Origin of the sequence: Aeromonas finlandensis (assembly GCF_000764645.1) — a bacterium.
GTDB lineage: Bacteria > Pseudomonadota > Gammaproteobacteria > Enterobacterales > Aeromonadaceae > Aeromonas > Aeromonas finlandensis.
This window is the reverse complement of the sequence record NZ_JRGK01000350.1, coordinates 53,853-68,929: the sequence shown is the minus strand read 5'-3', so window position 1 is coordinate 68,929 and position 15,077 is coordinate 53,853. Positions and strand designations below refer to the sequence as shown.

29 protein-coding genes are annotated in these 15,077 nt (G+C 53.0%); 1 reads left to right on the top strand and 28 read right to left on the bottom strand.

All coding sequences use genetic code 11. The features are described from left to right. Positions 1-123: 123 nt before the first annotated feature. The 28 genes from rplQ to rpsJ all read right to left on the bottom strand — a co-directional run bounded on the left by rplQ (position 124) and on the right by rpsJ (position 13,747). Positions 124-507: a 50S ribosomal protein L17 gene (rplQ, locus tag LD28_RS0121120; protein ID WP_005307999.1), complete on the bottom strand. Its 384-nt coding sequence runs from the start codon at positions 505-507 to the stop codon at positions 124-126. 43 nt (positions 508-550) lie between these two features. Continuing rightward, complete coding sequence (locus LD28_RS0121115; protein WP_005307997.1) at positions 551-1,540, bottom strand: DNA-directed RNA polymerase subunit alpha; 990 nt, start codon at positions 1,538-1,540, stop codon at positions 551-553. Positions 1,541-1,565: 25 nt separating this feature from the next. Then, on the bottom strand, positions 1,566-2,186 hold the full coding sequence (gene rpsD / locus LD28_RS0121110) for a 30S ribosomal protein S4 (RefSeq protein ID WP_005340600.1): 621 nt from the start codon (positions 2,184-2,186) through the stop codon (positions 1,566-1,568). A gap of 39 nt (positions 2,187-2,225) precedes the next feature. Then, on the bottom strand, positions 2,226-2,615 hold the full coding sequence (gene rpsK / locus LD28_RS0121105) for a 30S ribosomal protein S11 (protein ID WP_005319702.1): 390 nt from the start codon (positions 2,613-2,615) through the stop codon (positions 2,226-2,228). A gap of 14 nt (positions 2,616-2,629) precedes the next feature. Further along, positions 2,630-2,986 (bottom strand): 30S ribosomal protein S13, encoded by a 357-nt coding sequence (gene rpsM / locus LD28_RS0121100; protein WP_005307991.1) that lies wholly within the window; start codon positions 2,984-2,986, stop codon positions 2,630-2,632. A gap of 139 nt (positions 2,987-3,125) precedes the next feature. Further along, positions 3,126-3,239: a 50S ribosomal protein L36 gene (gene rpmJ, locus LD28_RS22730; RefSeq protein ID WP_005319705.1), complete on the bottom strand. Its 114-nt coding sequence runs from the start codon at positions 3,237-3,239 to the stop codon at positions 3,126-3,128. 27 nt (positions 3,240-3,266) lie between these two features. Further along, positions 3,267-4,595, bottom strand: a complete 1,329-nt coding sequence (gene secY / locus LD28_RS0121095; protein WP_033138840.1) for a preprotein translocase subunit SecY — start codon at positions 4,593-4,595, stop codon at positions 3,267-3,269. Positions 4,596-4,603: 8 nt separating this feature from the next. Further along, positions 4,604-5,041, bottom strand: a complete 438-nt coding sequence (gene rplO, locus LD28_RS0121090) for a 50S ribosomal protein L15 (protein WP_033138839.1) — start codon at positions 5,039-5,041, stop codon at positions 4,604-4,606. Between the two features lie 2 nt (positions 5,042-5,043). Further along, positions 5,044-5,223, bottom strand: coding sequence for a 50S ribosomal protein L30 (rpmD, locus tag LD28_RS0121085; RefSeq protein ID WP_005307985.1), 180 nt, complete (start codon positions 5,221-5,223; stop codon positions 5,044-5,046). A gap of 6 nt (positions 5,224-5,229) precedes the next feature. Then, positions 5,230-5,730: a 30S ribosomal protein S5 gene (gene rpsE / locus LD28_RS0121080; protein WP_011704318.1), complete on the bottom strand. Its 501-nt coding sequence runs from the start codon at positions 5,728-5,730 to the stop codon at positions 5,230-5,232. A gap of 14 nt (positions 5,731-5,744) precedes the next feature. After that, positions 5,745-6,098 carry a 50S ribosomal protein L18 gene (gene rplR, locus LD28_RS0121075; protein WP_011704317.1) on the bottom strand — a complete coding sequence of 118 codons (354 nt, stop codon included), beginning with the start codon at positions 6,096-6,098 and terminating at the stop codon, positions 5,745-5,747. A gap of 9 nt (positions 6,099-6,107) precedes the next feature. Then, positions 6,108-6,641 carry a 50S ribosomal protein L6 gene (rplF, locus tag LD28_RS0121070; protein ID WP_033138838.1) on the bottom strand — a complete coding sequence of 178 codons (534 nt, stop codon included), beginning with the start codon at positions 6,639-6,641 and terminating at the stop codon, positions 6,108-6,110. Positions 6,642-6,654: 13 nt separating this feature from the next. Further along, entirely contained in the window at positions 6,655-7,047 is a 393-nt protein-coding gene (rpsH, locus tag LD28_RS0121065) for a 30S ribosomal protein S8 (RefSeq protein ID WP_033138837.1), read from the bottom strand. 21 nt (positions 7,048-7,068) lie between these two features. Continuing rightward, complete coding sequence (gene rpsN / locus LD28_RS0121060) at positions 7,069-7,374, bottom strand: 30S ribosomal protein S14 (protein ID WP_005307979.1); 306 nt, start codon at positions 7,372-7,374, stop codon at positions 7,069-7,071. A 10-nt stretch (positions 7,375-7,384) separates the two neighbouring features. Further along, positions 7,385-7,924: a 50S ribosomal protein L5 gene (gene rplE, locus LD28_RS0121055; protein ID WP_005331162.1), complete on the bottom strand. Its 540-nt coding sequence runs from the start codon at positions 7,922-7,924 to the stop codon at positions 7,385-7,387. A 13-nt stretch (positions 7,925-7,937) separates the two neighbouring features. After that, positions 7,938-8,255 carry a 50S ribosomal protein L24 gene (gene rplX / locus LD28_RS0121050; RefSeq protein WP_005307977.1) on the bottom strand — a complete coding sequence of 106 codons (318 nt, stop codon included), beginning with the start codon at positions 8,253-8,255 and terminating at the stop codon, positions 7,938-7,940. 11 nt (positions 8,256-8,266) lie between these two features. Next, positions 8,267-8,635: a 50S ribosomal protein L14 gene (rplN, locus tag LD28_RS0121045; protein WP_005890908.1), complete on the bottom strand. Its 369-nt coding sequence runs from the start codon at positions 8,633-8,635 to the stop codon at positions 8,267-8,269. Positions 8,636-8,782: 147 nt separating this feature from the next. Next, a complete protein-coding gene (rpsQ, locus tag LD28_RS0121040) occupies positions 8,783-9,031 on the bottom strand; it encodes a 30S ribosomal protein S17 (RefSeq protein WP_033138836.1) in 249 nt (82 codons plus the stop codon). Beyond that, positions 9,031-9,222, bottom strand: coding sequence for a 50S ribosomal protein L29 (gene rpmC, locus LD28_RS0121035; protein WP_005307965.1), 192 nt, complete (start codon positions 9,220-9,222; stop codon positions 9,031-9,033). The genes rpsQ and rpmC overlap by 1 nt, the downstream gene beginning before the upstream one ends. After that, positions 9,222-9,635, bottom strand: a complete 414-nt coding sequence (gene rplP / locus LD28_RS0121030) for a 50S ribosomal protein L16 (RefSeq protein ID WP_005340612.1) — start codon at positions 9,633-9,635, stop codon at positions 9,222-9,224. Before rplP ends, rpmC begins: the two co-directional genes overlap by 1 nt. Positions 9,636-9,648: 13 nt before the next feature. After that, positions 9,649-10,362, bottom strand: a complete 714-nt coding sequence (gene rpsC / locus LD28_RS0121025; RefSeq protein WP_005307962.1) for a 30S ribosomal protein S3 — start codon at positions 10,360-10,362, stop codon at positions 9,649-9,651. A gap of 3 nt (positions 10,363-10,365) precedes the next feature. Then, positions 10,366-10,710 (bottom strand): 50S ribosomal protein L22, encoded by a 345-nt coding sequence (gene rplV / locus LD28_RS0121020; RefSeq protein ID WP_005319741.1) that lies wholly within the window; start codon positions 10,708-10,710, stop codon positions 10,366-10,368. Between the two features lie 10 nt (positions 10,711-10,720). After that, positions 10,721-10,999, bottom strand: a complete 279-nt coding sequence (gene rpsS / locus LD28_RS0121015; protein ID WP_005307960.1) for a 30S ribosomal protein S19 — start codon at positions 10,997-10,999, stop codon at positions 10,721-10,723. Between the two features lie 22 nt (positions 11,000-11,021). After that, a complete protein-coding gene (rplB, locus tag LD28_RS0121010; protein WP_005331177.1) occupies positions 11,022-11,843 on the bottom strand; it encodes a 50S ribosomal protein L2 in 822 nt (273 codons plus the stop codon). A 15-nt stretch (positions 11,844-11,858) separates the two neighbouring features. Further along, a complete protein-coding gene (gene rplW, locus LD28_RS0121005) occupies positions 11,859-12,161 on the bottom strand; it encodes a 50S ribosomal protein L23 (RefSeq protein WP_005307955.1) in 303 nt (100 codons plus the stop codon). Next, positions 12,158-12,763, bottom strand: coding sequence for a 50S ribosomal protein L4 (gene rplD, locus LD28_RS0121000; RefSeq protein ID WP_005340616.1), 606 nt, complete (start codon positions 12,761-12,763; stop codon positions 12,158-12,160). Before rplD ends, rplW begins: the two co-directional genes overlap by 4 nt. Positions 12,764-12,780: 17 nt before the next feature. Continuing rightward, on the bottom strand, positions 12,781-13,413 hold the full coding sequence (gene rplC, locus LD28_RS0120995) for a 50S ribosomal protein L3 (RefSeq protein ID WP_005340620.1): 633 nt from the start codon (positions 13,411-13,413) through the stop codon (positions 12,781-12,783). 22 nt (positions 13,414-13,435) lie between these two features. Beyond that, positions 13,436-13,747 (bottom strand): 30S ribosomal protein S10, encoded by a 312-nt coding sequence (gene rpsJ, locus LD28_RS0120990; protein ID WP_005307944.1) that lies wholly within the window; start codon positions 13,745-13,747, stop codon positions 13,436-13,438. A 379-nt stretch (positions 13,748-14,126) separates the two neighbouring features. On the opposite strand from rpsJ, the gene LD28_RS0120985 reads away from it, so the two are divergent. Next, a complete protein-coding gene (locus LD28_RS0120985) occupies positions 14,127-15,053 on the top strand; it encodes a DMT family transporter (RefSeq protein WP_033138835.1) in 927 nt (308 codons plus the stop codon). Positions 15,054-15,077: the final 24 nt, after the last annotated feature.

Genomic DNA, 15,077 nt, shown 5'->3' with positions numbered 1-15,077 from the left:
GTTGAGGCAGTTGAGGCAGTTGAGGCAGTTGAGGCAGTTGAGGCAGTTGAGGCAGTTGAGGCAGTTGAGGCAGTATCAGAATTCATTAAAAGAAAAGCCGGGACAAGCCCGGCTTTTTCTTTATCACTCAGCAGCTGCTTCAGCAGCTGCCGGGCGGTCTACCAGCTCAATATAAGCCATAGGGGCGTTGTCGCCTGCACGGAAACCGCATTTCAGAATGCGAGTATAACCGCCGGCGCGCTCCAGGTAGCGCGGGCCCAGTTCATTGAACAGCTTAGCCACGATCGCGTTATCGCGAGTACGGGCAAATGCCAGGCGACGATTAGCAACGCTATCAGTCTTGGCAAGGGTGATCAGCGGTTCAACTACACGACGCAGCTCTTTTGCCTTAGGCAGAGTCGTCTTGATGATCTCATGACGAACCAGGGAGCTGGCCATGTTGCGGAACATTGCCTGACGATGGCTGCTGTTCCGGTTCAGTTGACGACCACTCAAACGATGGCGCATGACCTTATCCTTCTAACTAAATCTGTGAAACCCGTAATCTGGATTACTCGTCAGCGATGCTGGCGGGCGGCCAGTTCTCAAGGCGCATGCCCAGAGACAGACCACGGGAGGCCAACACGTCCTTGATCTCAGTCAGGGACTTCTTACCGAGGTTAGGAGTTTTAAGCAACTCAACTTCGGTACGCTGTACCAGATCACCAATATAGTGGATAGCTTCTGCCTTCAGACAGTTCGCAGAACGAACTGTCAGCTCCAAATCATCGACAGGACGTAGCAGAATCGGATCAAACTCGGGTTTCTCTTCTTTCTTCTCGGGCACGCTGACATCGCGCAGATCCACGAAGGCTTCCAGTTGCTCGGCCAGAATAGTGGCAGAACGACGGATGGCTTCTTCAGGATCCAGGGTACCATTGGTCTCCATGTCGATGACCAGCTTGTCCAAGTCGGTACGCTGTTCCACACGTGCTGCCTCAACATTGTAGGCAATACGAACGATGGGGCTGAACGCGGAGTCCAGCAGCAGGCGACCAATAGGACGCTCTTCGTCATCGTTGTGAACACGAGCAGAAGCAGGCACATAACCACGACCGCGCTGAACTTTCAGGCGCATGCTGATTTCAGCATTGGCACCAGTCAGGTGGCAGATTACATGCTCCGGGTTTACGATCTCGACTTCATCACCGTGAGTGATATCACCAGCGGTAACGGGGCCTGTTCCAGACTTGGTCAGGGACAGAGTTACCTCGTCCTTGCCTTCCAGCTTCACAGCGATACCTTTCAGGTTGAGCAGGATTTCAAGAATGTCTTCCTGTACACCTTCTTTGCTGCTGTACTCATGCAGTACCCCGTCAATTTCGACTTCAGTAACTGCACAACCGGGCATAGATGACAGCAAAATACGACGCAGGGCGTTGCCCAGCGTGTGACCAAAGCCACGCTCAAGTGGCTCAAGAGTCACTTTCGCATGAGTCGGGCTAACTTGCTCGATGTCAACTAGCCGCGGTTTAAGAAAATCTGTTACAGAACCCAGCATTGTGTCCTCTCTTTAGAAGCTAGCTTTACTTGGAGTAAAGCTCGACGATCAGCTGTTCGTTAATGTCGGCAGACAGGTCGGAACGCTCTGGCAGACGCTTGAAAGCACCTTCCATTTTAGCGGCGTCAACCTCTACCCAAGTCGGCTTCTCACGCTGACCAGCAACTTCCAGGGAAGCTTTGATACGCGCTTGCTTCTTAGCCTTCTCACGAACGCAGATCACGTCCTCAGGGGAAACCTGGAAAGAAGGAATGTTCACAACGCGACCGTTTACCATGATGGCCTTGTGGCTCACCAGCTGACGAGATTCAGCACGGGTAGCGCCGAAGCCCATACGGTAAACAACGTTGTCCAAACGACCTTCCAGCAGCTGCAACAGGTTTTCACCGGTGTTACCCTTTTGACGGGCAGCGTCGCGGTAGTAGTTGCGGAACTGTTTTTCCAATACGCCGTAGATACGACGAACTTTTTGTTTCTCGCGCAGCTGAACACCGTAGTCGGACAGACGCGCTTTACGCGCACCGTGCTGACCAGGGGCGGTGTCAATCTTGCACTTAGAATCAATCGCACGAACACCAGACTTCAGGAAGAGGTCGGTGCCCTCACGACGGCTAAGCTTAAGCTTAGGACCGATATATCTTGCCATCTTCTTTCTCCAACAATCCTAGACCAAGTTGCTACTGCGTTATACGCGGCGCTTCTTGGGAGGACGACAACCGTTGTGCGGGATCGGAGTCACATCAGTAATATTAGTGATGCGGAAACCAGCCGCGTTCAGAGCGCGGATGGAAGACTCACGACCGGGACCCGGACCTTTGACCATGACTTCCAGGTTCTTCACGCCGTATTCTTTGGCGATCTCACCAGCACGCTCAGCAGCTACCTGGGCAGCAAACGGAGTGGACTTACGGGAACCACGGAAACCTGAACCACCGGAGGTAGCCCATGACAGAGCATTGCCCTGACGGTCAGTAATGGTCACGATTGTGTTGTTGAAAGATGCATGAACGTGCGCAATACCGTCGCTCACTTGCTTTTTAACGCGCTTGCGAGCACGAGTCGGAGTTTTAGCCATTTTCTACCTTCCCGTTACTTCTTGATAGCCTTGCGCGGACCCTTACGGGTACGAGCGTTGGTCTTGGTACGTTGACCACGAACAGGCAGGCTACGACGGTGACGCAAACCACGGTAGCAACCCAGATCCATCAATCGCTTGATGTTCATGGAAATCTGACGACGCAGGTCACCTTCAACGGTGAATTTACCTACTTGTTCACGCAGACTCTCGATCTGAGCTTCGTCCAGGTCTTTAATTTTCACATTCTCAGCGATACCGGCTGCGGCACAGATGGCCTTGGAGCGGGTACGACCGACGCCATAAATCGCAGTCAACGCAATGACTGCATGCTTATGGTCAGGAATGTTAATGCCAGCGATACGGGCCACTATTCACTCCTACATATAGTAGATTACGACCACCACAAAGCCCGTGAGCGGATACGTGGCGGTCAACCAATACACAACAAAAGTTGGCTGGCTATATTAGCCAGCACAACTATTTGTTGCAAGTACTAACCGTAAAAAATTAGCCTTGGCGCTGTTTATGCTTTGGCTCGCTGCAAATCACACGCACCACACCGTGACGCTTGATGATTTTGCAGTTACGGCAGATTGCCTTAACGGAAGCACGAACTTTCATTGCTTAACTCCGTAACTACGCCGACCTTTAGCGGCCGTAGCCCTTCAGGTTGGCCTTCCTCAGGACGTCGCCATATTGATGAGACATCATATGGGTTTGTACCTGAGCCATGAAGTCCATGATAACTACCACGATAATCAGCAGCGAAGTGCCACCGAAGTAGAACTGTACGTTCCAGGCAGTCATCAAGAACTGGGGTACCAGACAGATAAAGGTTATATAGAGCGCACCTGCCAATGTCAGGCGAGTCATAACCTTATCGATGTAACGTGCTGTCTGCTCGCCCGGGCGAATCCCCGGGATAAAGGCTCCACTCTTCTTCAGATTATCTGCTGTTTCGCGTGGGTTGAACACCAGCGCGGTATAGAAGAAACAGAAGAAGATAATGGCTGCTGCATACAGCATCTCGTAAAGCGGTTGACCCGGCTGCAGGACCATAGAGACCTGTTGCAGGATATCAGCTACTTTACCCTCACCCTGACCAAACCAAGAGGTAATGGTTCCCGGGAAGAGGATGATACTGGATGCGAAAATCGCAGGAATCACACCAGCCATATTCACTTTCAACGGCAGATGTGTGCTTTGCGCGGCGAATACCTGGCGGCCTTGTTGACGCTTGGCATAGTTAACGACGATACGACGCTGACCACGTTCCACGAACACCACAAAGTAAGTCACTGCGAAAACAATCAAGCCCAGCAACAACAACAGCAGGATGTGCAATTCCCCTTGACGTGCCTGTTCGGCCGTAGCGCCAATGGCATGCGGCAGACCAGCAACGATACCCGTGAAAATAATCAACGAGATACCATTACCAATCCCACGCTCGGTAATCTGTTCACCCAACCACATCAAAAACATGGTACCGGTGACCAGACTCACAACCGCTGTGAAATAGAAGCCCAAACCCGGATGAGACACGAGTCCATGCATCATATTCGGCAGACCGGTTGCAATACCAATGGCCTGGAAAGTTCCCAAAACCAGCGTGCCCCAACGGGTATATTGGCTAATCTTGCGACGGCCGGATTCACCTTCTTTCTTGAGTTCAGCAAGAGCGGGGTGAACCACTGTCAGCAGCTGGATAATGATCGATGCCGAAATATACGGCATGATCCCCAACGCAAGAATAGAAGCACGCGAGAGTGCACCACCACTGAACATGTTGAACATCTCAATGATGGTGCCCTTCTGTTGTTGGAACAACTCGGCCAGTACGGCGGCGTCAATACCAGGAATCGGCACATAAGAGCCTGCACGGAAAACGATAATCGCCCCGAGAACGAAGAGCAGACGGCTCTTCAGTTCACTCAGACCACCCTGTGCTTTAACATCCAATCCTGGTTTCTTAGCCATTGTACTGATTATTCCTCGATTTTACCGCCAGCGGCTTCGATGGCTGCGCGTGCACCTTTGGTGACGGACAGACCACGAACAGTCACAGCACGGTCAATGTTGCCAGACAGAACAACTTTAGCGAACACGATGTTCTTGGTAACAACACCGGCTTGCTTCAGAGTGCTCAAATCGACCACATCACCTTCTACCATGGCGATTTCGTTCAGACGCACTTCGGCAGAAACCAAAGATTTGCGTGAGAAGAAACCGAACTTCGGCAGACGGATTTTCAAAGGCATCTGGCCACCTTCGAAGCCGTTGCGGACTTTGCCGCCACCGGAACGAGAGGTTTGGCCTTTAACACCACGACCACCAGTCTTGCCCAGGCCGGAGCCGATACCACGACCACGACGTTGTTTTTCAGGCTTGGAACCAGCGGCCGGAGACAGAGTGTTCAGACGCATGCTTAGCCCTCCACCTTAACCATGTAATAAACCTGGTTGATCATGCCGCGTACGCAGGGAGTATCTTCCAGCTCAACGGTGTGACCAATGCGACGCAGACCCAGACCACGCAGAGTCGCCTTGTGCTTTGGCAGACGGCCGATAGAGCTGCGAGTTTGAGTTACTTTTACAGTGTTAGCCATGTCGCATTACCCCAGAATTTCTTCAACGCGCAGACCACGCTTGGCAGCGATCTGGGCCGGGGATTGACCCTGTACCAGAGCGTCTACAGTTGCGCGAACAACGTTGATTGGGTTGGTGGAACCGTAGGTCTTAGCCAGCACGTTGTGGATACCAGCAACTTCCAGAACGGCACGCATAGCGCCGCCTGCGATGATACCAGTACCTTGTGAGGCAGGCTTCATGAACACGGTGGAACCGGAGTGAACACCGCGCACCGGGTGGTGCAGAGTGCCATTGTTCAGTTCAACTTTGTTCAGATTACGCTTAGCCTGTTCCATTGCTTTTTGAATAGCAGCCGGAACTTCACGGGCTTTACCGTAACCGTAACCTACACGGCCGTTACCATCACCCACCACGGTCAACGCGGTGAAGGACATGATACGACCACCTTTAACAGTTTTCGAAACACGGTTTACTGCAATGAGCTTTTCTTGCAGTTCGCCGGCTTGAGATTCGACTTTAGCCATCTTCGACTCCTAGCTTAGAACTGAAGACCAGCGTCACGTGCGGCAGCTGCCAGGGCAGCGATGCGACCGTGATACTTGAAACCGGAACGATCGAAAGATACGTTCTGAACGCCTTTGGCAATTGCACGCTCAGCGATAGCTTTACCTACAGCGGTAGCAGCATCTGCGTTACCGGTGTATTTGATAGCTTCACTGATGGCTTTCTCTACTGTGGAAGCAGAGGCCAGAACTTCGGAACCGTTGGCTGCAATAACCTGCGCATAGATATGACGCGGGGTACGGTGAACAACCAGACGGGTAGCTCCCAGTTCCTGCATCTTTTTCCGAGCACGAGTAGCACGACGGAGACGAGCTGCTTTCTTGTCCATAGTGTTACCTTACTTCTTCTTAGCTTCTTTAGTACGCACTTGCTCGTTGGCATAGCGTACACCCTTGCCCTTGTAGGGCTCCGGAGCGCGGTAAGCACGGATATCGGCGGCGACTTGGCCAACCAGCTGCTTGTCGACGCCACGCAGAACGATTTCTGTAGCAGTCGGGCACTCAGCGGTCACACCAGCCGGCAGCGCATGCTCTACCGGGTGAGAGAAGCCCAGAGCCAGCGCAACAGCATTGCCCTTGATGGAGGCTTTATAACCTACACCAACCAGCTGCAGCTTGCGCTCGAAGCCTTGGGTAACACCGATTACCATGTTGTTGACCAATGCACGGGCAGTACCGGCCTGAGCGTCAGCACCAGCGATGCTGTCGCGCGGGGCGAACTTCAGTACATTGTCTTCTTTGGTCACTTCTACACCGGCGTGAATAGAGCGAACCAGAGAACCTTTACCACCTTTGATGGTCAGTTCCTGGCCGTTCAGAGTCACCTCTACGCCAGCAGGAATAGTGACGGGTGCCTTAGCAACACGAGACATTTCCTACCTCCTATTAAGCGACGTAGCAGATGATCTCACCGCCCATGCTTGCTTTGCGAGCAGCACGGTCAGTCATCACACCTTTAGACGTGGACACGATAGCAACACCGAGACCGCCCATAACTTTCGGCAGATCATTAGTGCGCTTGTAAATACGCAGGCCTGGACGGCTTACGCGTTGGATCAGTTCTACAACTGGCTTGCCCTGGAAATATTTCAGTTCAATTTCCAGTTCCGGCTTCACGTCACCAGCTACGGAGTAGCCAGCGATGTAACCTTCTTCTTTCAGCACTTTGGCAATAGCCACTTTCAGCTTGGAAGAAGGCATGGAAACCGCAACTTTGCTCGCCGCCTGACCGTTACGGATGCGGGTCAGCATATCCGCGATCGGATCTTGCATGCTCATAAGTCTAACTCCCGAGATTCGTTACCAAGAAGCCTTCTTCAGGCCCGGAATTTCGCCCTTCATGGCATGCTCACGCACCTTGATGCGAGACAGGCCAAACTTGCGCAGGAAACCGTGCGGACGACCAGTAATATTGCAACGGTTACGCTGGCGGGACGGACTGGAATCACGGGGCAGCTGTTGCAGTTGCAGTACAGCATCCCAACGCGCTTCTTCAGAAGCGTTCATGTCAACGATGATAGCTTTCAGCTCGGCACGCTTGGTCGCGTACTTGGCTACCAGCTTGGCACGCTTTACTTCGCGCGCTTTCATGGATGTTTTAGCCATAACCCTAACCTTACTTGCGGAATGGGAAGTTAAAGGCAGCCAGCAGAGCACGGCCTTCTTCATCGGTATTCGCGGAAGTGGTGATGGTGATATCCAGACCACGGACGCGATCGACTTTGTCATAGTCGATTTCCGGGAAGATGATCTGCTCACGCACGCCCATGGAGTAGTTACCACGACCGTCGAACGCTTTAGCGTTCAGGCCACGGAAGTCACGGATACGCGGTACGGAGATGCAGATCAGCCGTTCCAGGAACTCCCACATACGCTCGCCACGCAGGGTTACTTTACAACCTATCGGGTAGCCTTCACGAATCTTGAAGCCCGCAACAGATTTGCGAGCTTTGGTGATCAGCGGCTTCTGACCGGAAATGGCAGCCATATCGGCAGCAGCATTTTCCAGCAACTTCTTGTCAGAGATCGCTTCACCAACACCCATGTTCAGGGTGATTTTCTCGATCCGAGGGACTTGCATGATAGTCTTGTAACCGAACTGCTTGGACAGTTCATTTACTACATCGGATTTGTAGTAATCATGCAGTTTCGCCATCGTTAAACTCCAATTACTTCACAAGTTCGCCGGTGGATTTGAAGAAACGGACTTTTTTGCCGTCTTCAATCCGGAAACCAACGCGGTCAGCTTTGCCAGTGGCAGAGTTGAACAGCGCTACGTTTGATACATCGATGGGGGCTTCTTTAGTGACGATACCGCCAGCCTGACCCAGTGCGGGTACCGGCTTCTGGTGTTTCTTCACCTGGTTGATGCCTTCCACGATTACCTTACCTTTTGCAATCAGGACTTGAGTGACTTTGCCACGCTTGCCCTTGTCTTTGCCGGTAAGAACAATCACTTCGTCTTCGCGACGGATTTTAGCTGCCATCGTTCGACTCCTTACAGTACTTCGGGTGCCAGGGACACAATCTTCATGAACTTCTCATTACGCAGTTCACGGGTCACCGGGCCAAAAATACGAGTACCGATTGGCTGTTGGTTGCCGTTAAGCAAAACAGCCGCATTGTTGTCGAAACGGATGACTGAGCCGTCCGGACGACGAACGCCTTTACGGGTGCGTACGACCACCGCGTTATACACATCACCTTTCTTCACTTTACCGCGAGGAATGGCTTCCTTGATGGAAACCTTGATGATGTCGCCGATGCCGGCATAACGGCGGTGCGAGCCACCCAGAACCTTAATACACATTACACTGCGAGCGCCGGAGTTGTCGGCAACACCCAGCATACTTTGCATCTGGATCATCTTAGTGCTCCGCTATGTTTACTTCTTATCCCTTTCGGGATCTGGCTGCCTTCAAAAGGCGCGAAACTATAACACAGGATTTTTAGAAAAGGTAGCCTAAAAAACAAACGGCCCCTGAAAGGGGCCGTTTGGACTACAAAGTACCGATTAGGCCTTTTCTAAGATAGCAACCAGGGTCCAGGACTTGGTCTTGGACAGCGGGCGGCATTCGCGGATTTCCACGAGATCGCCTGCTTTACACTCGTTGGTCTCGTCATGCACGTGCAGCTTGGTAGTGCGCTTGATGATCTTACCGTAGATCGGGTGCTTTACCTTGCGCTCGATAGCAACAGTGATGGACTTGTCCATCTTGTCGCTGATTACACGACCTTGCAGAGTACGGATCTTGTCAGTCATTACGCACCTGCCTTCTCAGTCAGTACAGTCTTGATACGTGCGACGTCACGACGCACTTGTTTCAGAGTGTGAGTCTGAGCCAGCTGGCCGGTGGACGCTTGCATGCGCATGTTGAATTGCTCACGCAGCAGGCCCAGCAGCTCCTGGTTCAGTTCTTCGACGCTCTTTTGACGCAGATCTTGGGCTTTCATCACATCACCGTCTTAATTACGAAAGTGGTCTGAACAGACAGCTTAGCTGCGGCCAGGGCAAACGCTTCACGCGCCAGAGCCTCAGGTACACCGTCCATCTCGTACAGAACCTTGCCAGGCTGGATCGGGCAAACCCAGTATTCCACGTTACCCTTACCTTTACCCATACGAACTTCGAGGGGCTTTTCGGTGATGGGCTTGTCCGGGAACACACGGATCCAGATCTTACCTTGACGCTTAACGTGACGGGTCATGGCACGACGGGCTGCTTCGATTTGACGAGCAGTCAGTTGACCACGGGATGTCGCCTTCAGGCCAAAGGTACCGAAGGATACTTCGTTACCAGAGGTGGCCAGACCGCGGTTACGACCCTTGTGGGTCTTGCGGAATTTAGTACGCTTAGGTTGCAACATTTACCGAATCTCCTTACTTAGCAGCGCGGCGCTTGTTGTCACGCTTGGGCTTTGCAGGAGCTTGCTCTTGAGCAGCGGCAGCGTTAACAGCAGCCAGACCGCCCAGAACTTCGCCCTTGAAGATCCAAACTTTAACGCCGATCACACCGTAAGTGGTGTGGGCTTCAGAAGTTGCGTAGTCGATGTCGGCACGCAGGGTGTGCAACGGCACACGACCTTCACGGTACCATTCGGTACGCGCGATTTCAGCACCGCCCAGACGACCGGAAACTTCCACTTTGATGCCCTTGGCACCCAGGCGCATTGCGTTCTGTACGGCGCGCTTCATAGCACGACGGAACATTACACGACGCTCCAGCTGGGAAGTGATGCTGTCGGCAACAAGTTTGCCATCCAGCTCCGGCTTGCGGACTTCGGAAATGTTGATCTGAGCAGGCACGCCAGCAATAGTGGCTACAGCTTTGCGCAGCTTCTCAACGTCTTCGCCTTTCTTACCGATTACAACACCCGGACGAGCAGTGTGAATGGTCACACGGATGCTCTTGGCCGGACGCTCAATGGTGATCTTGGACAAGGACGCGTTTTTCAGTTCCTTGGTCAGGAACTGGCGTACTTGAAAATCGCTGTACAGGTTGTCAGCGAAGTCTTTGGTGTTCGCGAACCAGGTAGAATTCCAAGGCTTGGTAATACCCAGGCGAATGCCATTAGGATGTACTTTCTGACCCATTGCTTATCTCCCAGCCTTAGCGTCGGATACCACTACAGTGATGTGAGCGGTACGCTTGAGGATACGATCCGCACGACCTTTGGCACGCGGACGGATGCGCTTCATGGAGGGACCTTCGTCGACCATGATAGTAGCAACACGCAGCGCGTCGATATCGGCGCCTTCGTTGTGCTCAGCGTTTGCAATGGCAGATTCCAGCACTTTCTTAACCAGCACAGCAGCCTTTTTCGGGCTGAAGGTCAGGATATTCAGAGCCTTGTCTACGGACAGACCACGTACTTGATCGGCTACCAGACGAGCTTTCTGGGCAGAAGTACGGGCATAACGGTGTTTAGCGATAGCTTCCATCATTTATCCCTTAGCGCTTCTTAGCCTTCTTATCAGCAGCATGGCCGCGATAAGTACGAGTCGGTGCGAATTCACCCAGTTTGTGACCGATCATTTCTTCGGTAACGAAAACCGGAACGTGCTGACGACCATTATGGACAGCGATGGTCAAACCGATCATGTTCGGGATGATCATTGAACGACGGGACCAGGTTTTAACCGGCTTTTTATCCCCGCTTTCCACCGCTTTCTCTACCTTCTTCAGCAAGTGCAGGTCAATAAATGGACCCTTCTTGAGAGAACGTGGCATGGTGATTCCTCTATGTTAACAATTACTTGTTACGACGACGTACGATGTACTTGTCGGTACGCTTGTTCTTACGGGTCTTGAAGCCTTTAGCCTTCTGGCCCCATGGGGACACAGGCTGCATGCCCTTGTTACGACCCTCACCACCACCGTGCGGGTGGTCGACCGGGTTCATCGCCATACCGCGAACGGTCGGACGAATACCACGCCAGCGGTTTGCACCGGCTTTACCCAGTTGACGCAACATGTGCTCGGAGTTACCGACTTCACCGATGGTAGCGCGGCACTCGGCCAGAACTTTACGTACTTCGCCGGAACGCAGACGCAGAGTTACATAGTTACCTTCACGAGCCAGGATCTGGATGAAAGTACCAGCGGAACGAGCCAGCTGGGCACCTTTACCAGGCTTCATCTCTACAGCGTGAACGGTAGAACCAACCGGGATGTTGCGCATCGGCAGGGAGTTACCTACCTTGATGGCTGCATCAGCACCAGAAGCGATCGCGTCACCAGCTTTCAGGCCTTTCGGAGCCAGGATGTAACGACGCTCACCGTCTGCATACAACACCAGAGCGATGTTAGCGGTACGGTTAGGATCGTATTCCAGGCGCTCTACTTTAGCCGGGATACCGTCTTTGTCGCGCTTGAAGTCGACGATACGGTAGTGCTGCTTGTGACCACCACCGATATGACGGGTGGTGATACGGCCGTTGTTGTTACGACCACCGGACTTGCTTTTGCTGTCCAGCAGAGCGGCGAAGGGCTTGCCCTTGTACAGCTCTTGATTGACGATCTTGACGACGTGGCGGCGGCCCGGAGAAGTAGGCTTGCACTTAACGATTGCCATTTTTGAGAACTCCTCTTACTCGGCTGCGCCCATGAAGTCGATGTCCTGACCAGCTTTCAGGGTCACATAAGCCTTCTTCCAATCGGAACGACGGCCTACGCGTGCACCTGCGCGCTTGGTCTTACCCTTCATGTTCAGGGTACGGACGGTCTCAACTTCGACCTCGAACAGTTTCGCAACTGCAGCTTTGACTTCCGCCTTGGTAGCATCAACAGCAACTTTGAACACGATAGTGTTCTGCTTTTCTGCAACCATGGTGCTCTTTTCAGAGATGTGCGGAGCCTTCAGAACTTTCAGCAGACGCTCTTCACGGATCATGCCAGCATCTCCTCGATTTGCTTAACTGCGTCAGCAGTCATCAGAACCTTGTCGAAAGCGATCAGGCTGACCGGGTCGATACCGGCAACGTCACGCACGTCAACTTTGTACAGGTTGCGAGCAGCCAGGAACAGGTTCTCATCGACTTCAGCAGTCACGATCAGAACGTCAGTCAGTTCCATTTCTTTCAGCTTGGCGATCAGTTCTTTGGTCTTCGGAGCTTCGATGCCGAACTTCTCAACAACGATCAGGCGCTCTTGACGTACCAGCTCGGACAGAATGCTACGGATAGCGCCGCGGTACATCTTCTTGTTTACTTTCTGGCTGTGATCTTGCGGCTTAGCTGCAAAAGTCACACCACCGGAACGCCAAATGGGCGAACGGATGGAGCCAGCACGGGCACGACCAGTACCCTTCTGACGCCACGGCTTTTTGCCGCCACCAGACACTTCAGAGCGAGTCAGCTGCGCACGAGTACCCTGACGGGCACCAGCGGCATATGCAACGACGACCTGGTGAACCAGAGCTTCGTTGAATTCGCGCCCGAAGGTAGTCTCGGAAACTTCAAGAGCGCTCTTGGCGTCTTTCATTACCAATTCCATTACTATCTCCTCAGACGTTACGCTTTGACGGCAGGTTTGACGATCACGTTGCCGTTGGTTGCACCCGGTACTGCACCTTTGATGAGCAGCAGGTTGCGTTCAGCGTCAACACGAACCAGTTCCAGGTTCTGAGTCGTTACACGCTCAGCACCCATGTGACCAGCCATCTTTTTGCCCTTGAATACACGACCCGGAGTCTGGTTCTGACCGATAGAACCCGGAACGCGGTGAGACAAGGAGTTACCGTGGGTCATATCCTGGGTGCGGAAGTTGTGGCGCTTAACAGTACCAGCAAAGCCCTTACCTTTGGATGTGCCGGTAACGTCTACCAGCTTAACGTCAGCGAGAAGATCTACTTTCAGCTCGCTACCAACAGTGAAAGTTTCACCGTTGTTCAGGCGGAATTCCCACAGACCGCGACCGGCTTCTACACCAGCTTTGGCGAAGTGGCCAGCTTCCGGCTTGGTCACACGGCTGGCTTTCTTGGCGCCAGTGGTAACCTGAATAGCGTTGTAGCCGTCGGTTTCTACAGATTTGACCTGAGTTACACGGTTAGCTTCAACTTCGATAACAGTCACCGGGATAGAAACGCCATCTTCAGTGAAGATGCGAGTCATACCCACTTTGCGACCTACAAGACCGATTGTCATTGTTATCAACCTCTTTCCGTAATTAACCCAGGCTGATCTGGACGTCTACACCAGCTGCCAGATCCAGACGCATCAGGGCGTCTACGGTCTTGTCAGTCGGCTCAACGATGTCTACCAGACGCTTGTGAGTGCGGATCTCGTACTGATCACGCGCATCTTTGTTGACGTGCGGGGAGATCAGGACGGTGAAGCGCTCTTTGCGAGTCGGCAGCGGAATAGGACCGCGAACCTGCGCGCCAGTGCGCTTAGCAGTTTCAACGATTTCCGCAGTGGATTGATCAATCAGGCGATGATCAAAAGCCTTCAGGCGGATACGGATTCTTTGGTTCTGCATTGACAGAGCTCCAATAGATAAAAGAACATAAATCAACACCGCCCGACCGAGATTACTCCCGCCAGAGGTGTGATTTTTCACGTTTCCCCCCATATCGGGAGGACTGTATGGCTGGCCCCTGTAAACAGGAAACTCAGCAGCAGACATATCGTCTGGCTTACCTCATGGGTAAGCGGAGGGGATTATACGGATTTTTCAATTTTGCGCAAGTGAAGGCGCACAGATTGTGCGCAATTTTCTGTGACAGATGGATCTCTGTGACTGCCCCTGACCAAGCACTCCCGTTACAGGAATCGCCCCAAGGAATGTCCGGTGTCACGACAAGCTCATCACCAGGCTGATAAACTGCGCCTTTCCTCCTGTTTATGACATGACAACCATGATCAAAGATCAAAAGAAAGCCTATCAATATGGGCTCTGCGCGGTAGCCCTCTGGTCCACGGTCGCCACCGCCTTCAAGATTTCCCTCACTTACTTTGTCCCGGTACAACTGCTGCTGGTTGCGGCAATGACCTCCACCCTGCTGCTGACGGTGATTGTGCTCAAACAGGGGAAGCTGCCACTGCTCTGCAGTTATCTGCGCAGCCGACCGCTCTATTACCTGATGCTGGGAGTGATGACCCCCTTCCTCTATTACCTGCTGCTGTTCAAAGCCTATGATCTGCTGCCTGCCCAACAGGCGCAGACTCTCAGCTACACCTGGGCCATCACCCTCAGCCTGTTGTCGGTACCGTTTCTCGGCCAGACACTACGCCGCCGCGATGGCGTCGCTATCGTATTGGGTTATTTCGGGGCACTGGTCATCGCCACCAAGGGGGATGTCTTCGGTCTGCACTTTGACAATCCCTTGGGGGTGGCGCTGGTGCTGCTCTCGACTCTTATCTGGGCCGGTTACTGGATCCTCAATACCCGCAATCAGGGGGATCCCATCGTCAGTCTGTTGCTCGGCTTTATTATCAGCCTCCCCTTCATTGTGTTCGCCACCTGGCTGTTGGCTGACTTCCAGCTGACCGCCTGGCAGGGATGGGTGGGTGCCATCTATGTCGGGATCATCGAAATGGGTTTTGGCTTCGTGCTCTGGCTGATGGCGATGCGCCATGCCACCAACACGGCCCCCATCAGCAACCTCATCTTTATCTCTCCCTTTGCTTCGCTGGTGTTGCTCAACCTGCTGGTTGGCGAGGCGATCCATCCTGCCACGCCTATCGGGTTGGGATTGATCGTGGCAGCCTTGCTGATCCAACAGCTGAGATATGGCAAGCGCTACCGCAAGGCGGCGGCAGCCACACCGGAGAAAGTGGTCTGATAAAAATTGGTCTGATAATGCAGA